The sequence below is a fragment of the Bradyrhizobium sp. USDA 3256 genome (assembly GCF_054058275.1).
In genome coordinates this window covers 74,740-91,210 of the sequence record NZ_JBSSAE010000002.1, presented here as the reverse complement: position 1 = coordinate 91,210, position 16,471 = coordinate 74,740, and the positions used below count along the sequence as shown (strand labels likewise).

13 protein-coding genes are annotated in these 16,471 nt (G+C 65.6%); 9 read left to right on the top strand and 4 right to left on the bottom strand.

The window, feature by feature from the left end; genetic code table 11:
• Positions 1–13 precede the first annotated feature (13 nt).
• The 5 genes from ACVWY5_RS02050 to ACVWY5_RS02030 all read left to right on the top strand — a co-directional run bounded on the left by ACVWY5_RS02050 (position 14) and on the right by ACVWY5_RS02030 (position 5,106).
• The gene (locus tag ACVWY5_RS02050) at positions 14–877 is read left to right on the top strand and encodes a chorismate mutase (RefSeq protein ID WP_028333583.1); all 864 of its coding nucleotides are present in this window, start codon (positions 14–16) and stop codon (positions 875–877) included.
• Positions 878–976: 99 nt separating this feature from the next.
• Positions 977–2,074 carry a histidinol-phosphate transaminase gene (gene hisC / locus ACVWY5_RS02045; RefSeq protein WP_028333584.1) on the top strand — a complete coding sequence of 366 codons (1,098 nt, stop codon included), beginning with the start codon at positions 977–979 and terminating at the stop codon, positions 2,072–2,074.
• Positions 2,075–2,078: 4 nt separating this feature from the next.
• Positions 2,079–3,011: a prephenate/arogenate dehydrogenase family protein gene (locus ACVWY5_RS02040; RefSeq protein WP_028333585.1), complete on the top strand. Its 933-nt coding sequence runs from the start codon at positions 2,079–2,081 to the stop codon at positions 3,009–3,011.
• A gap of 560 nt (positions 3,012–3,571) precedes the next feature.
• Positions 3,572–4,006: a VOC family protein gene (locus tag ACVWY5_RS02035; RefSeq protein ID WP_028333586.1), complete on the top strand. Its 435-nt coding sequence runs from the start codon at positions 3,572–3,574 to the stop codon at positions 4,004–4,006.
• 245 nt (positions 4,007–4,251) lie between these two features.
• Positions 4,252–5,106, top strand: coding sequence for a hypothetical protein (locus tag ACVWY5_RS02030; protein ID WP_157344040.1), 855 nt, complete (start codon positions 4,252–4,254; stop codon positions 5,104–5,106).
• Between the two features lie 35 nt (positions 5,107–5,141).
• Here the strand turns inward: ACVWY5_RS02030 and ACVWY5_RS02025 are convergent, their stop codons facing one another.
• The 3 genes from ACVWY5_RS02025 to ACVWY5_RS02015 all read right to left on the bottom strand — a co-directional run bounded on the left by ACVWY5_RS02025 (position 5,142) and on the right by ACVWY5_RS02015 (position 8,530).
• The gene (locus tag ACVWY5_RS02025; protein ID WP_028333587.1) at positions 5,142–6,131 is read right to left on the bottom strand and encodes a Bug family tripartite tricarboxylate transporter substrate binding protein; all 990 of its coding nucleotides are present in this window, start codon (positions 6,129–6,131) and stop codon (positions 5,142–5,144) included.
• A 96-nt stretch (positions 6,132–6,227) separates the two neighbouring features.
• On the bottom strand, positions 6,228–6,737 hold the full coding sequence (locus tag ACVWY5_RS02020) for a hypothetical protein (RefSeq protein ID WP_028333588.1): 510 nt from the start codon (positions 6,735–6,737) through the stop codon (positions 6,228–6,230).
• A gap of 224 nt (positions 6,738–6,961) precedes the next feature.
• A complete protein-coding gene (locus ACVWY5_RS02015; protein ID WP_321176744.1) occupies positions 6,962–8,530 on the bottom strand; it encodes a hypothetical protein in 1,569 nt (522 codons plus the stop codon).
• A gap of 257 nt (positions 8,531–8,787) precedes the next feature.
• Between ACVWY5_RS02015 and ACVWY5_RS02010 the strand changes: the two genes are divergently transcribed.
• Entirely contained in the window at positions 8,788–9,105 is a 318-nt protein-coding gene (locus ACVWY5_RS02010) for an antibiotic biosynthesis monooxygenase family protein (protein ID WP_028333590.1), read from the top strand.
• 41 nt (positions 9,106–9,146) lie between these two features.
• On the opposite strand, the gene ACVWY5_RS02005 is transcribed toward ACVWY5_RS02010, so the two are convergent.
• Positions 9,147–10,334: a DUF2125 domain-containing protein gene (locus ACVWY5_RS02005; protein WP_028333591.1), complete on the bottom strand. Its 1,188-nt coding sequence runs from the start codon at positions 10,332–10,334 to the stop codon at positions 9,147–9,149.
• Positions 10,335–10,498: 164 nt separating this feature from the next.
• On the opposite strand from ACVWY5_RS02005, the gene ACVWY5_RS02000 reads away from it, so the two are divergent.
• From ACVWY5_RS02000 to ACVWY5_RS01990, 3 genes are all read left to right on the top strand, one after another.
• Positions 10,499–11,104, top strand: coding sequence for a gamma-glutamylcyclotransferase (locus ACVWY5_RS02000; protein ID WP_028333592.1), 606 nt, complete (start codon positions 10,499–10,501; stop codon positions 11,102–11,104).
• Between the two features lie 87 nt (positions 11,105–11,191).
• On the top strand, positions 11,192–12,988 hold the full coding sequence (locus ACVWY5_RS01995; protein WP_051376100.1) for a caspase family protein: 1,797 nt from the start codon (positions 11,192–11,194) through the stop codon (positions 12,986–12,988).
• A 171-nt stretch (positions 12,989–13,159) separates the two neighbouring features.
• Positions 13,160–16,462 carry an efflux RND transporter permease subunit gene (locus ACVWY5_RS01990; protein ID WP_028333594.1) on the top strand — a complete coding sequence of 1,101 codons (3,303 nt, stop codon included), beginning with the start codon at positions 13,160–13,162 and terminating at the stop codon, positions 16,460–16,462.
• Positions 16,463–16,471 lie beyond the last annotated feature (9 nt).

Below are 16,471 nucleotides of genomic sequence, written 5' to 3'. Positions count from 1 at the left end.
AAGGTTTGAGAGCATGTCCAACCCACCCCCGTCGCCGCCCTCGCTGCAGGATCTGCGCAAGGAGATCGATGCGATCGACGAGCAGGTTCACCGCCTGTTGATGGCGCGCGGCGACATCATCGACCGCCTGATCCAGGTCAAGAAGACCCAGGAAGTCGGCTCGGCATTCCGCCCGGCGCGCGAGGCCAGCATGATGCGCGAGCTGGTGCGGCGTCATCGCGGCATCCTGCCGCTCGACACCATCGAGAGCATCTGGCGCGTCATCATCTCGACCTTCACTTACGTGCAGGCACCGTTCGCCGTGCATGCCGATGTTTCCGTCGGCGAGTCGGCCATGCGCGACTCCGCACGGTTTCACTTCGGCTTCGTGGTGCCCTACGTGTCGCATTTCAGCGCGCAGGCCGCGGTCGAGGCGGTGGCGAAGTCGAAGGGCGACCTCGCGCTGGTCTCCGCGATCGCGAGCCGCACGCCGTGGTGGAATGCGCTCGAGGCCGATGGCGCGCCGAAGATCATCGCGCGGCTGCCGTTCCTCGAACGCGCCGACCATCCCGCCGCACTGCCGGTGTTCGTGATCTCGCGGGTCGCCGACGACGCCATGGTCACCGAAGTGCAGACCTGGAGCGTGCGCGTCTCCGGCTGGAACGCCGATGTCGCCCGGGCGCTGGCGCCGCTCGCCGAGATCGTCGCGGTCCCCGACACCGCCTTCGACGGCGCGGCGCTCCTGGTCTCGGTCACCGGACAAGACCTTGAGAACAAGGGTTTCGAGGCCATCAAGCTCGCCCTGATCAAGGCCGGCGCCTCGGTCCGCTCGTCGGCCCTCGTCGGCAGCCACGCAACGCGCTATACGGTGCCCTCTAACGGATCGGCCAGGACCTGAGGTAAGAGCCGGCCGTCTGTCCAGGCTTTTGTTTTGACGCGTTTTCTTCACGCGAACCGGTATCCACTTCGCTCGAAAACGCTCTGTTCGGAGTTGATGATGTCCCGCCCCGTGCCGAACCCCGGCATCCTCGATATTGCGCCCTACACGCCCGGCAAGAGCCCGGTGCCGGAACCGGGCCGCAAGGTGTTCAAGCTGTCTGCCAACGAGACGCCGTTCGGTCCGTCTCCGAAGGCGATCGCGGCCTACAAGGCGGCGGCTGACCATCTCGAGGACTATCCGGAGGGGACCTCGCGCGTGCTGCGCGAGGCGATCGGCCGCGCCTACGGCCTCGATCCCGACCGCATCATCTGCGGCGCCGGCTCCGACGAGATCCTCAATCTCTTGGCGCACACCTATCTCGCGCCCGGTGACGAGGCGATCTCCACCACCCACGGATTCCTGGTCTACCCGATCGCCACCATGGCGAACGGCGCCAAGAATGTGATCGCGGCCGAGACCAACTTCACCGCCGATGTCGACGCCATCCTCAAGGTGGTGACGCCGAAGACCAAGCTGGTGTGGCTCGCCAACCCGAACAATCCGACCGGCACCTATATCCCGTTCGACGAGGTCAAGCGGCTGCGCGCCGCGCTGCCCTCGCATGTGCTGCTGGTGCTCGATGCCGCCTATGCCGACTATGTCTCGCGCAACGACTACGAGCTCGGCATCGAGCTGGTCGCGACCACCGACAACACGGTGGTGACGCACACCTTCTCGAAGATCCACGGTCTTGCCGCGCTGCGGATCGGCTGGATGTTCGGCCCGGCGCATATCGTCGATGCCTGCAACCGCATCCGCGGTCCGTTCAACGTCACGACGCCGGCGATGCTGGCGGCGGTGGCGGCGATCGAGGACTCCGCGCATGTGCAGATGTCGCGGACCCACACCGAACAATGGCGCAACTGGCTGACCGAGGAGATCGGCAAGCTCGGGCTGAAGGTGACGCCGAGCGTCGCCAATTTCGTGCTGATCCATTTCCCGACCGACAAGGGCAAGACCGCGGCGGAAGCCGACGCCTACCTCACGCGGCGCGGCCTCGTGCTGCGCGCACTCAACAATTACAAGCTGCCGCATGCGCTGCGCATGACCATTGGCACCGAGGAGGCCAACCGCCTCGTGGTCGAGGGGCTGCGCGACTTCCTGGCCGGAAAGTGACATCGTGACCACGGCTCCGCTCTTTAAACGCATCGCGCTGATCGGCTTCGGTCTGATCGGCGGCTCGATCGCGCGCGGCGCGCGCGCGCAGGGGCTGGTCGGCGAGATCGTGACCACCGCGCGCTCGGAGAAGACGCGTGCGCGCGTCGTCGAGCTCGGCATCGTCGATCGCGTCGTCGAGACCAACATCGAGGCGGTGAAGGATGCCGATCTCGTTATCCTCTGCATCCCGGTCGGCGCCTGCGGCCCCGTCGCCGCCGAGATCGCGCCGCATCTGAAGCCCGGCGCCATCATCTCCGACGTCGGCTCGGTGAAGGGCGCCGTCGTCAAGGACATGGCGCCGCATCTGCCTGACGGCGTCCACTTCGTCCCGGCGCATCCTGTGGCCGGCACCGAGCATTCGGGGCCGGATTCCGGCTTCGCCGAACTGTTTATCAACCGCTGGTGCATCCTCACCCCGCCCGAAGGCACCGATCCCGCGGCGACCGACCGATTGCGCACATTCTGGGCCGCGCTCGGCGCCAAGGTCGAGATCATGACGCCCGACCATCATGACCTCGTGCTCGCGATCACCAGCCATCTGCCGCATCTGATCGCCTACACCATCGTCGGCACCGCCGACGAACTGGCGCAGGTGACGGAATCCGAGGTCATCAAATTCTCCGCCGGCGGCTTCCGCGACTTCACCCGCATCGCGGCCTCGGACCCGACGATGTGGCGCGACGTGTTCCTCGCCAACAAGGACGCCGTGCTCGAGATGCTCGGCACCTTCAACGAGGATCTGTCGAAGCTGACCCGCGCGATCCGGCGCGGCGACGGCAAAGCGCTGTTCGACCACTTCACCCGCACCCGCGCCATCCGCCGCGGCATCGTCGAGACCGGCCAGGACTCCGCCGCACCCGACTTCGGCCGGCCACATGCGAATTTGGAGAAGTAGCGATCAAGCACGCGGCATTCTCCACTTCGTCGTCCTGGCGAAAGCCAGGACCCATAACCACCGCAATTGATTGGGAACGGGATCATGGCCTCAGCGTCGCGCAACAATTGAGATTTGGGGTAATGGGTCCTTGCTTTCGCCAGGACGACGATGAGGATGGGTCTCGATTCAAGATGACAAACATCACCCGCGAAAGCGAAAGCGGGTGATCCAGTAGAGTAGCCCGGGGTCCTGTCCATTCGTCGTCCCGGCGCAGGCCGGGACGACGCAGAGTGTGTTGCGCTGCTTGTGGCCATAATTTCGCGTTCTCGCGACGTGATTTGTCCGAGCTTTGCATCTCGTTTCGCCTCTCTTGATCAGAGGGCGCAGAGCGCAGCGAAACCCATCATCGGCGTCCGCGGGTGTAATCGATGGGTTTCGCTTCGCTCTACCCATCCTACAATTAGAGTTGCCCGTCGGGTTGCTTTGCCGCAGGGCCAACCCGCCTACCGGCAGATCGAACGAGCTGGTAGCCTCGCGGGAGGCAAGCCGGCGCGGCGCCGATGACAGGGAGCGATCAGATGATACTCAGTCCGGATCATGTGACTATCGCAGTGGCAGATGCCGGCCCAGCGATCGCCTTCTTCGCACTGCTTGGCTTCAAGAAGACTCACGTCGCGACCATCGACGGCGGCGTTCCCGCCCGGTACATGGGCATGCCGGCCATCAGAGCGCAGCACATCACCCTCGCACTCGAAGGAGCGGATTTCGAAATCCAGCTGCTTCAGTTCGATCCGCCCCCGAGGACCGATCCGGGGGTGCACCCGACCAATCTGCGAAAGCTGGGCTTCAATCACCTCGCCTTCCGCGTCGACGACATCGAGGGGGCCACCGCGCACCTGGTGGCCAATGGTGTGACCATGCTGAGCGAGGAGATGGACTACATCGGCCGGAAGCTCCGGCTGTTCGAGGGCCCGGAGGGCATCACCTTCGAGTTGGTCCAGCGGGACGCCTGAGACTACGCTGGCCAGGGCCGTTTGCATGGCCCCAAGCGGCGCGGAAGATGTCGGCTTTTGACCCGAGCGGACCTGACCTCCGGCTAGCCCGGGGCCGGTATCCCGCCCATTACCAGGAGACCTCGGGCGCGCTATCATCCGGCCATTCTTTGGACAAGACTGAAGGGAGTGCTGGAGGCTGGTCGCCCCTGACGGATAGCCGAGTCGGTACTCTTGGGTGACATTGGACGGAAAGGGAAACGTCAATGAACTCCACACCCACTCCGAATCCAGTTGGATCGAGCGATAGCCTGAGCGCGCGCGCCGACGAAAGACTCGCGGAAGCCCAAAAGCAGATCGCACGCGCCGATGAAGAACTCACGCGCTTGAGTGAACAGCTCGCAAGAATGGAGCGCGATGCCGCGTCCCCCCCTTCGGCGCAGCCAAACCCGCCCTCGATCGGACCCAACCCTGCTTCTTCCGGGCCGAGTCCTGCTTCTTCCGTACCTGGCTCGCAATCGCCGCCGGGAAGACCGATATTCCGAGCCCTCACCGGCTTGTCGGTGGCAGCATGTATCGTTGTCGCTGCCCTGGCTTTGCAATCGTCATATGGCGGGGAAGCCAAGCTGCTTGTCGCCCGTTGGGCGCCGCAGCTCGTTTCAACTCCAGCATTGCCGCCGCCGGATGATCCGCAGCCTCCGGCGCAGCCCGCTCCACCTGCCGTTCAGGTCGCCGCGGCAGACGCCGCTCCGCCCCAAGCGACGCCGTTGCCTCAGACCGCACCACCGCAGGACGCCGCGCCGACAGCCAACACAGCCCTTCCCGATCAGACGCAGCTGCTGCAAACGATCGCACGCGACCTCGCGAATGTTGAGCGAAACATCGAGCAACTAAAGGCGAACCAGCAACAGATGGCCCGCGAGAGCTCCAAAGCCATTGAGGAACTCAAGGCGAGCCAGGAAGAAATGAAACGGGCGCTCGCGAAGGCTTCCGAGCAGAAGGCGTCACCGCCTCCGGCGCAGACGGCTCCGGCCGCGCGCAAGCCCGAGCGGACGTCTATCCCGCCATACGCAAGAGCGCGGCCTCGAATCCCAAGGGAGTGGTTCTACGACGAATGGTGACCGCCGATGCAGCCATCCTCCAGTTCCGGATCGCTTCAAGCCGGCGGCAGGCCGAGTGACTGCGCGGCCTCCATCCAGACCGGCAATTCGCGCTGATACAGCGCATTGCTGTCCTTGAAGCCGATCGCGGGCTCCAGCACGAAGGTCGCGAGCACCTCCTTGACCTTCGGATCGCTATTGGCGGCGACGCAAATCTCCGACAGCCGATCGACGATCGGCTGCGGCGTCGCCTTCGGCAGCGCCCAGCCCGAGAAGCCGCTCACGGTGAAGAACTTCGACGTCGCGCCCTGCTCGGGCAGCGTCCTGATCTCGGGGATCGCGTCGACCTTCTTCGAATGCACCCCGAAGACGACGCCGCGACCGCTTTGCAGGACGGTTTGTGCAGCGGTGTAGCTGCCCATCGCGACATCGAGCGTGCCTTCCGCGAGCCCGGTCCACATCGGCGCCTCGCCGCGATAATGGATCGGCTCGATGGTGAGGCCATACTGCTTGTTGAGCTCGTTGATCGTCATGTGCGGCGCGGAGCCCGCGCTGTAGGTGCCGAAATTCACCTTGCCGCTGCTGCGCGCATAGGCGACGAATTCCGCCAGTGTCTTGACGCCCAATTTCGGGCTCGCGACCAGCAGCAGCCCGGCGCCCGGGATCACGCTGACCAGCGTCAGATCCTTGTCCATGTCGTAGCCGGGGTTCTTCATCATCGCGCGGTTCATCACGTAGGTGGTCGAGATCGAGCACAGGATGGTGTGACCGTCAGGCGCGGCGCGCGCCACCTCGGCGGCGCCGATCGAGCCCGAGGCGCCCGCCTTGTTCTCGATGACGACGGTTTGCCCGACTTGCCTTGCGATGAATTCGCCGAAGGCCCGCGCCAAAAGATCGGTCTGCCCGCCGGCGGGGTAGCTGCAGATCATGCGGATTTGCCGCGAGGGCCACGCAGCTTGCGCCGAGGCTCCGCGTGACAGGAAGGGCATCGCGGCGGCCGCGGCTCCGGCAGCGATGACGTGACGGCGGCTGAATTTCGCTGGCATGAGGTCCCTCCCCGATTTTTTGGTGAGGGTATCGCATCGGCCAGTCGCAGCTACGGGACAGATTGGCGCAGCGGGGCCGCAGGTCTACGACCGTGCTCACCGTCGCAGCCGCTGATCCCGGATCGGCCCCGCCGAGATCGCCGCGGTCTTCTGCGTCGGCCGCTGACGGCCGACGAGACCAGCGGTTGCCAGCATGATGCCGCCGCCGAACCACCAGGTGCCGATCACGAATTCCCAGGCGCGCGGCGGAATCTCGTCGAACACGATGCCATAGACCGACACCAGCGCAGCCAGCGCGGCGAGGAAGATGCCGCCTGCGCTCATGAGCTCGACGGCATCGATGCGCCCCGTGCCGCGCATCGCGGGCTTGGGAACATCGATGCCGAGATAGAAGCCGGCGGCGCCGATCACGATCGTCGTCGCGATGAAGAACAGCGTGCCGAAGAGGGCGACATGGCCCTTGGCGAGCTGGGCGGCGACGAAGGTGCCGGCCATGGCACCGGCCATCGCGAGGCCAGTTCGCTGCAGCACATGCGCAGCGCGGCTGACCATCATCAGTTCGCGCGCGATCACGGCCCTCTGCTTCGGTCTGGTCACGATCCTCATCTGACCTCTCCCTCCTCGCTGGTGATGAATCTAGACTGAGACGGCACCGCGAACTCGATTCACCTCTCCCCGCTGGGGAGAGGTCGATTTGCGCAGCAAATCGGGTGAGAGGGTGCAGCCCCAACGAGAGAGAGTAACCCCTCACCCGGCGCTACGCGCCGACCTCTCCCACGGGAGAGGTGAGCTGCCGTTGCCGCTCCAGCTCAACCTGATCTCCTCACGCCCTAGAACGGGTAGTAGCGGATCTGGGTCATGACGATGTGGTCGTCGGTCTTCGGCGCGCCGCCGACGCCCTGGAAGGCGAAGCGCTGGGTGTAGGAATATTGCGCGCCGGCCTTGATGGTGCCGTAGGAGCCCTTGAAGATCGTGTCGTAGAAGCCCGCGGTGTACTGCCTCACCTCCGAAGTGTTGCCGTTACAGGTCGCGGCCGGCGAGTTCTCGATGTTGCAGCCGAGATTGTTGTAGAGCGGATTGCCGTAGCCGAACGGCACCGTGCCGACATTGGAGAAGGTCGCCTTGGTCTTTTCGAGCCCGGCATAGGCGTAGAGATCGAGCGACGGCGTCGTGTGCCAGACCGAGCCGACCAGGAAGGCCGTGATCGGCAGCGGCTGGATCGAGCCGTCCTGGCGCACGGTCGCATCCGGGAATGGCGTTGCGGTGAAGCGGCCCAGCGCACCGTAAGAGGCGGAAGCCTGCACCTCGAGCAGCTTCGGCACAATCTCGGCCGAGAGGTGGCCGCCGAAGCTCACCGTGTTGACGTCGTGATTGGCGAAGTTGAAGCGATCATAGAAGTCGCGGTAGAGCGCCCACGCCTCGACGTGCAGCTTGTAGGGCCCGAGCCGCGGATCCCACGCGCCCTTCACGGTGAAATCCGGAACATGGTTGAGGCTGACATTGTTCAGGCTGTTGAAGAAGCTGCCGCCCGGACCGGTGAGATTGACCAGCAGGTTCGGGTTGAGCACGCCCTGCGGGCCAACCGCCGGCGTGCCAACCAGCGGATTGTTGCCGCCGAAAAAGGATGTCTGCGGGTTCTCCGCCGAGACCGCGAGCTTGAACTCCGGCCCGATATCCTGCCAGACCCGGACGCCCGGTTGACGCGCGCCGAGAAAGCCCGGCACCAGTTCGAAATCGATCACGCCCGGCGTATCGGCGCCTCGCGGATCGATGCCCGCCTTGCTTGGCGTGTTCAGCGACCATGATTGGCCGGCCAGGACATGCAGGCCGAGATCGCTGCGGTCGATCTCGATGCTGGCCTGCCGCAGCCGCGGATTGAACGAATTGGTCGCGACCGAATTGGCGGTCTGCGCCGCGCCCTCGAAATCGAGCTCGCCATAGCCGGCGACGTGGATGTTCTCCGTGGCGTTGGCTTCGGCGAGCACCGAGAAGCGGGTCTGGCGCGCGGTGAAGCGCGACTCGCCGGTGTTGTAGTTCTTGCTCTGCGGGAACGGGATGAAGTTGTAGACCGAGCCCGAATCGGAGGCGAGGTTGCGGCTGCGATAGATGCCGGTGAGATCGACCCAGCCGCCGAAGGTGAAGGTGACGCCCTTGTAGCAGAGCTTGCCCGATGCACAGGGATCGAACGGCACCGGCGCCTTCGCCGTCATCTGCGCGTTCTGAATTGCGTTCTGTCTTGCGGCCAGCGCCTCCTCCTTGCGCGCCTGCGTCTCCATTTTCTGCTCGAGCTGCTTGAGCCGTGCCTTCAGCGCACGCAGCTCGGACGCATCGTCCTCCGCCAACGCCGGACCTGCCGACAGCAGCATGCTGCCGAGCAGAATTCCCCCGAGAATTCGCATCGCTTCTCCTCCACACGAGGTTGCTTCCTCAGGCGAGAGAGAGCGGTACTCGGGGAGTGATATTCGCGCCGGGGCGCATTATTCCGGTCACGTTTTTCTCATCGCGGCGGCGGGAATAGATTGCCGCGACGGACGATATCGCGCGCGAGGAACGCCCTGGGTGGTGGAGGCGTAACAACACCGGCCGCGATTTCGAATTGTGTTCGGGCAATGGTTTTCAACCTGCCACGGACATTGGATCGACGGAGGACTGCAACATGATCGGTGAGGTCATTGTCGTTGGTGACTTGAAGTTACGGGAGAACGCTCCGCTCGACGAATACAATCGGCTGGGCGAACGCATGTACGACATTGTCAGCCGCCTTCCGGGATTCCTTTCGGTGAAATCATTCAAGGCGGCGGATGGCGAGGAGCTCACGCTGTTTCGCTTTGCTTCGGAGCAAGCGCTCGAAGCCTGGCGCAATCATCCCGATCATGTTGAAACCATGAAGCGAGGACATGCCGAGTTCTACGCCAGCGGCTTCCTGCAGATCTGCAAGGTGATCCGCGAGGTCGGCCCGTTTGAGCACGCCTGACAGTGCGTGGGCGAGCTCGCGTGAGCGCAATCCGCCGCGGCTCAGAACAGCGGCGGGATCTGCGCGACTTTCAGCGGGCCCAAGAACACCGCGCCGTCGGCGAAGCGCAGCGGGAAGCTGCGCGCCTTCTTGCCTTCGAGCGTGGCCTCCGTGCCGAGCGAATTGATGCCGGCGGAAATGCCGGCATTGGCGTTCTGCTTGATCACCTTGCCGAGGCCGGGAATGGCGCGATCCAGCGCGCCGAACAGATTGCTGAGGTCCTGGCTCTTCACGCCGGGCGCGACGCGATCAAGCGTTGACTGCGGCACGCCCTCCTCCAGCATCTTGTCGATGCCGAGCGCGGGGATGACGCGCTCGAGGCCGGCGACCGTCATCTGCAGTTCGCCCTCGATGCGACCCTGCGCGTTGAGGCGGAGCGTGCCGGCCGCGACCGACAGCACATCGCCCTGCTCGATCCGCGACTGCTGGATCTCGACGCTGCCGCCGGCGGCCTGGATCTCGCGGAAGCGATCCGGCCAGGGTTTCGGCGAGAAATCCTTCAGGCCGTTGAGACGCGCATGGATGTCGGCGTTGAACGGCTGGGCGAGCAGTGGATGCACCTCCTGCAAGGTGCCGCCGGCAATCTGCAGCACGGTCTCGATCGCCGGACTGTCCGGCGCCGGGCCGTCGACCTGCCTGCCGTGCAGCTCGATGTGATTGACCCGCGCCAGCGGCGCCGGCGCGGCACCGCCGGTGCGATCGATGGCGAGATCGTCGAACACCAGCGAGGCGCGTTGCGGCACCGCCGGCAGGCCGACCACGCTGCTGCGTGCCTTGCTCCAGCTCACCGACAGCGTCGGCTGCGCGCCGCGTTCGGCGATCGTGGCCGGGCCCTTGAATTCGGCGATCACGAGCTTGGGATCGTAGACCTGCGCCACGACCAGGATCTCGGCGAGCCGCGCCACGAACGCCATCTGCGGCGAGGCGGTCTGCGAGACCAGCATCACGCTCGGATCGGTGCAGCGGACCTCGAACCGGAACGGGTAGCCCGCCACCGAACGGTCGCCGCAATCATAGACCCGGCCGGCCTTCGCCTCCTGCGCGCGCCAGGCATCGGCCTGCACGCCGACCTGCGAGGCGGCGAAGAACCAGAAGGCACTCCACAGCACCGCGGCGATCAGGACCGCGACGGGGACGGCATAAAGGCCGAAGCGCGAGCGGCGGCGGGGGGCGGAGGTTTGATCCGACATGCAGGTCCTTTGGCGGGCGAATTTGTCAAAATCTAAGCGGCCGCGAGCCTTGAACAAGCCCCGAGCAACCCTTGAGCGAGCCTTCAGCAAGCCTTCAGCAAGCCTTGGAAACATCACGGAATCCGCTTCGCTTTGACGGCCCGTTCTGCTAGCCCATCAGCGCGATGTCAGCAAATCCTCCCCGTTCCGAAACCGATGGCGACCTCTGGGTGTTCGGCTATGGCTCGCTGATGTGGAAGCCGGGCTTCGAGTTCCTGGAACAGGTGCCGGCGCGGCTGATCGGCGAGCATCGCGCGCTCTGCGTCTATTCGTTCGACCACCGCGGCACGCCGGAGAAGCCGGGCCTGGTGCTCGGGCTCGACCGCGGCGGCGCCTGCCGCGGCATCGCGTTCCGCGTCGCCGCCCGCCTGCGCCACGACACCATCGCCTATTTGCGCGGACGCGAGCAGACCACCAATGTCTATCGCGAGGTGATGCGCTCGGTGTGGCTGGAGAATGCGGCGCGCGAGCGCGTCAGCGCGCTGGCCTATGTGGTCGATCGCGGCCATGTGCAATATGCCGGGCGGCTGTCGCTCGCCGAGCAGCAGCGGCTGGTGCTGCAGGGCCATGGCCGCTCCGGCAACAACCGCGACTATGTGCTCTCGACCGTGGCCTCGATCGAGAAGCAGGGCTTTCGCGACACGCAGCTTCACCAGCTGGCGGCAATGCTGCACGATGCGGGCGCGCTGCATCGCGATGCGCGCGCGGCTGACAGGCTGGACCCGGGCTGAGGCGCGGAACCTCGTTCGCGCATTTTTCGCCACGGCGCGAACAACATTGTGGTCTCAATTTCCGGTCGTTGGAATGGAATGACTGGAATGCGCCTCTCATTGCCCAAGCTCGCCGCAATCGGCCTGCTGTTGCTGCTGAATTCCCCATCTTATGCAGGTCTGAGAGAGGATGGCGCGGCGTGCGACGCCAGGGATCCGCACCCGGAGCTCGCAATCCCTGCCTGCACCCGCCTGATCGCGGCCAATCCCAGGGGACGCGACCTTTCGATCACCTATTACAACCGGGCGCTCGCCTGGCATAGCAAGGGCGATCTGGAGAAAGCCAAGGCGGACTACGATCAGTCGATCGCGATCAATCCGTCGTTTGCGCCCTCCTATGGCCAGCGGGCCAAGGTCTTCCTGCAGAACCAGGACTATGACCGCGCGCTGAGCGACTTCGATCAGGCGATCCGGCTGAAGCCAGCCGGCCCGTTCAGCGCCGGCTGGTTCAACAATCGCGCCGAGCTGTTCGTCGCCACCGGAGACTACGATCGCGCGCTGGCCGATTACGGCAGGTCCATCGAGCTCGATCCCAATTCCTGGTACGCCTATGTCAATCGCGCATTGGTCTACGATTTCCGCGGCAAGGACCGGCTCGCGGCGCTGCATTGCCAGGATGCGATCAAGGTCGCGCCGCGCGCAGGCGGCCCGTATTATTGCCGGGCGGTGGTCGAGATCAGCGCCGGCGACATCGACAATGCGTCGCGGGATATCGAACGCGCGATCGCAATCCAGGACGGGCAATCCGAGTTCTACTCGCTGCGCGGCCTGACGCTGGCCGGCAAAGGCAAGCTCGAGCAGGCCGTGCGCGACTACGACCACGCGACGCAACTCAATGCGCAGGGCGCGCTGAATTACGCACGCCGAGGCCTCGCCGCCGAGAAGAAGGGCGATGTCGAGGGCGCACGCGCCGACTTCCGCCACGCGCTCGAGGTCATCGGGCTCGATCAGCTCGACCGGACGCAGGGCCAGCGCGTCGCCAAAGAAGGCCTGCAACGGCTGGACCAGGTCGCCACCACGGACAAGAGCGTCATCGCGGATCAAGGCGCGGCCAAGCCCGCGCCCGCGGTCGCCGCGGCTGTGCCGATCGCGCCGATCGGCGCGGGCCCAAAGGCGGCGACCGTCGAACGGCGCGTCGCCCTGGTCGTGGGCAATTCCGGATATCGCTCCGTGCCGGTGCTGCCGAACCCCGGCCAGGACGCGGCGGCGATTGCCGATACGCTGCGCGCCATCGGCTTTCAGGATGTCCGCCTCGTCAACGACGCCACGCGGGACAGCCTGGTCGAGGCGCTAAAGTCGTTCGCCAACGCGGCCGACGGCGCGGACTGGGCGGTGATCTACTATGCCGGGCACGGCACGGAGATGGCGGGCGAGAACTATCTGGTGCCGGTCGATGCGAAACTCGCCACCGACCGCGATGTGCCGTTCGAGGCGGTTGCCCTGACCCAGGTGCTGGGCGCGACCGAAGGTGCACGCAAGCTGCATCTCGTCATTCTCGATGCCTGCCGCGACAATCCCTTCGCCAACCAGATCAAGCGCACCGTCGCGTCGCGCTCGATCGGCAGGGGCCTGGCCCAGGTCGAACCCGACAGCGGCACGCTGGTGGTCTACGCCGCCAAGCACGGCCAGGTCGCGCTCGACGGCGACGGTGGTCACAGCCCGTTCGTGACGGCCCTGATCAAGCGCATGCAGACGCCGCGGATCGAGATCCGCAAGCTATTCGACCTCGTGCGCGACGACGTCATGGCGGCGACGGATCGCCGGCAACAGCCCTTCAGCTATGGTTCGGTGCCGGGAAGCGAGGATTTCTACTTCGTCGGCACGAGCCAGAATGCGGCGAAGTAGCCCGCATCCGCGTCGTTGCAAACCACACGATCGGGAATGCGGCCGTCGTCGGGCGTTTGTTGCGGCCAGAGAAATCTCGGCGGACATATGGCACCGCCCTGTGACATTTAGGCTTTTGCATCGCGGCGCGGACGGATAGAAGCTGATCCGCAAACAGCGCTCGCAAATTCGATGAACCTCTCCGCCCCTTTTGTCCGACGGCCGGTCGGCACCACGCTGCTGTCGCTTGGCCTCGTGGTGGCAGGCATCATTGCGTTCTTCAAGCTGCCGGTGTCGCCGCTGCCCGACGTCGACATCCCGACCATCATGGTGCAGGCGACCCTGCCCGGCGCGAGCCCCGCCGACGTCGCCTCCACGGTGGCAAGCCCGCTCGAGCGTCACCTCGGCCAGATCGCCAGCGTCACCGAAATGACCTCGGTGTCCTCGCTCGGCTCCGCCCGCATCACGCTGCAGTTCGATATCGACCGCGACATCAACGGCGCCGCGCGCGACGTGCAGGCGGCGATCAACGCGGCGCGCGCCGACCTGCCGACCAATCTGCGCGCCAACCCCACCTACCGCAAGTTCAACCCGGCCTCGGCGCCGATCCTGATCTACACCTTGACCTCGGACACGCTGACGCCCGCCGAGCTCTATGACGCCGCCTCGACCGTGCTGGCGCAGAAGCTGTCGCAGGTCGAGGGCGTCGGCGAAGTCTCGGTCGGCGGCGGCTCGCTGCCGGCGGTGCGCGTCGAGCTGATCCCGCCGGCGCTGTACAAATACGGCATCGGGCTCGAGGACGTCCGCGCCGCGCTCAGTAGTGCCAATGCGCACAGCCCGAAGGGCGGCATCGACGTCGGCAACCAGCGCTACCAGATCTACGCCAACGACCAGGCCCGCAAGGCGGCCGACTACAGGCCGCTGGTCGTCGCCTACCGCAACGGCGCGGCCGTGCGCCTGACCGATGTCGGCGACGTGATCGATTCCGTGGAGAATGTGCGCACGCTCGGCGTTTCCAACGGCAAGCCGGCCGTCGTGATGATCGTGTACCGGCAGCCGGGCGCCAACATCATCAAGATGGTCGACACCGTGAAAGGGCTGATGCCGCAGCTGAAGGCCTCGGTCTCACCCGCGGTCGACATCACCCTCGCGATGGACCGCTCGAAGACGATCCGGGCCTCGCTGCACGACGTCGAGATCACGCTGTTGATCGCGGTGGCCCTGGTGATCCTGGTGGTGTTCGCCTTCCTGCGCAATGCGCGGGCGACGCTGGTCCCGGTGGTGGCGGTCGGCGTGTCGCTGATCGCGACCTTCGCCGTGATGTATTTGCTCGGCTATACGCTTGATATCTTCTCGCTGATGGCACTGACGGTGGCGACCGGCTTCGTGGTCGACGACGCCATCGTGGTGCTGGAGAACATCACCCGCCACATAGACGCCGGGCTGTCGCGGCTCGAGGCGACGCTGGTCGGCACCCGCGAGGTCGGCTTCACGGTGCTGTCGATGAGCGTGTCGTTGATCGCAGTGTTCGTGCCGATCCTGCTGATGGGCGGCCTGGTCGGCCGCCTGTTCCGCGAATTCGCCATGACCATCACGATCGCGATCGTGATCTCGCTGGTGGTCTCGCTGACCACGACGCCGATGATGTGCGCGGTGCTGCTGCGCAAGGAGGAGGGCCGGCCGCACGGCCGGATCTACCGGATCAGCGAACGCATCTTCGAGCTGATGCTGAACGGCTATCGCGCGACGCTCGGCCTCGCGCTGCGCCATCCGCTCCTGGTGATGCTGATCCTCGGCTCGACGCTCTATCTGAACTTCCATCTCTACAAGGTGGTGCCCAAGGGCTTCGTGCCGCAGCAGGACACCGGATTGCTGGTCGGCTCGATCCAGGCCGACCAGAGCACCTCATTCCAGCTGATGCAGCAGAAGCTGACCCGGTTCATCGACATCGTGAAGTCGGATCCGGCGGTCGACACCGCGGTCGGCTTCACGGGCGGCGGCGGCGTGGGTCCCGGCGGCACCAACACCGGCACCGTGTTCGCCTCGCTGAAGCCGATGGACGAGCGCCGGCTGCGCGCCGACAAAGTGATCGAGCGGCTGCGCGAGCCGTTGGCAAGCGTCGCGGGCGCCACCCTGTTCCTGCAATCGATCGGCGACCTCGGCGCCGGCGGGCGCTCGGGCAACGCGGCGTATCAGTACACGCTGAAGGGCTCGACCTTCGAGGAGCTGAACGAGTGGACGCCGAAGCTCGTCGCGGCATTGCAGAAGGAGCCGACGCTCGCCGACGTCAACAGCGACCAGCAGAACAAGGCGCTGCAGGCCAATCTGATCATCGATCGCGACGCCGCCTCGCGGCTCGGGATCACGGTGAGCCAGCTCGACAACACGCTCTATGACGCGTTCGGGCAGCGCCAGGTCTCGACCATCTTCGTCGCGCGCAACCAGTATCACGTGATCATGGAGGTCGCGCCGCGCTTCTCGCAGGACCCGCAAACCCTGAAGGAGGTCTATATCTCGACCTCGGGCGGCTCGGCGAGCGGCACGCAGAGCACCAATGCGGTGGCCGGCACGGTGGCCTCGTCCTCGCAAAAAAGCTCGGTCAGCGCGGTCGCCGCCAATGTGGTGCGCAACCAGGCCACCAATTCGATCGGCGCCACCGGCAAGGGCGTCGCCTCGACCGGGACCGCGGTCTCCACTAGCGCGGAGACCATGATCCCGCTGTCGAGCGTTGCGCGCTTCGAGCACGGCGAGACGCCGCTTTCCGTCAACCACCAGGATCTCCTGGTCTCCAGCACCATCTCGTTCAACCTGCCGCCGGGCGTCTCGCTGAGCACGGCGACCACCACGATCGAGAACGCGATGCACGCGCTCGGCATGCCCGCGGGCATTTCCGGTGGGTTTGCGGGCTCCGCGAAAATCTTCCAGCAGGCGCTGGCCAACGAGCTATTCCTGATCCTCGCCGCGCTGGCGACGATCTACATCTCCCTCGGCATGCTCTACGAGAGCTACATCCACCCGCTGACCATCCTCTCCACTTTGCCCTCGGCCGGCGTCGGCGCGGTGGCGGCCTTGATGCTGTCGCACACCGATTTCGACATCATCGGCATGATCGGGGTGATCCTCTTGGTCGGCATCGTGAAGAAGAACGCGATCATGATGATCGACTTCGCGCTCGATGCCGAGCGCCAGCGCGGGCTGTCGTCGCGCGATGCGATCTACGAGGCCTGCCTGATGCGCTTCCGGCCGATCATGATGACGACGCTGGCCGCCCTGTTCGGCGCGGTGCCGCTGATGATCGGCCTCGGCGAAGGCAGCGAGCTGCGCCAGCCGCTCGGCATCGCGATCTTCGGCGGACTGATCCTGAGCCAGATCCTGACGCTCTACACGACGCCGGTGGTCTATCTCTATCTCGACCGCGCCAGGCTCTGGACCCAGCGCCGCCGCGCCGCGCGCCGCGCACGCCGGGCAGCAGCATCAAGCGCCGCCGGTCGTTGACAGACCCGC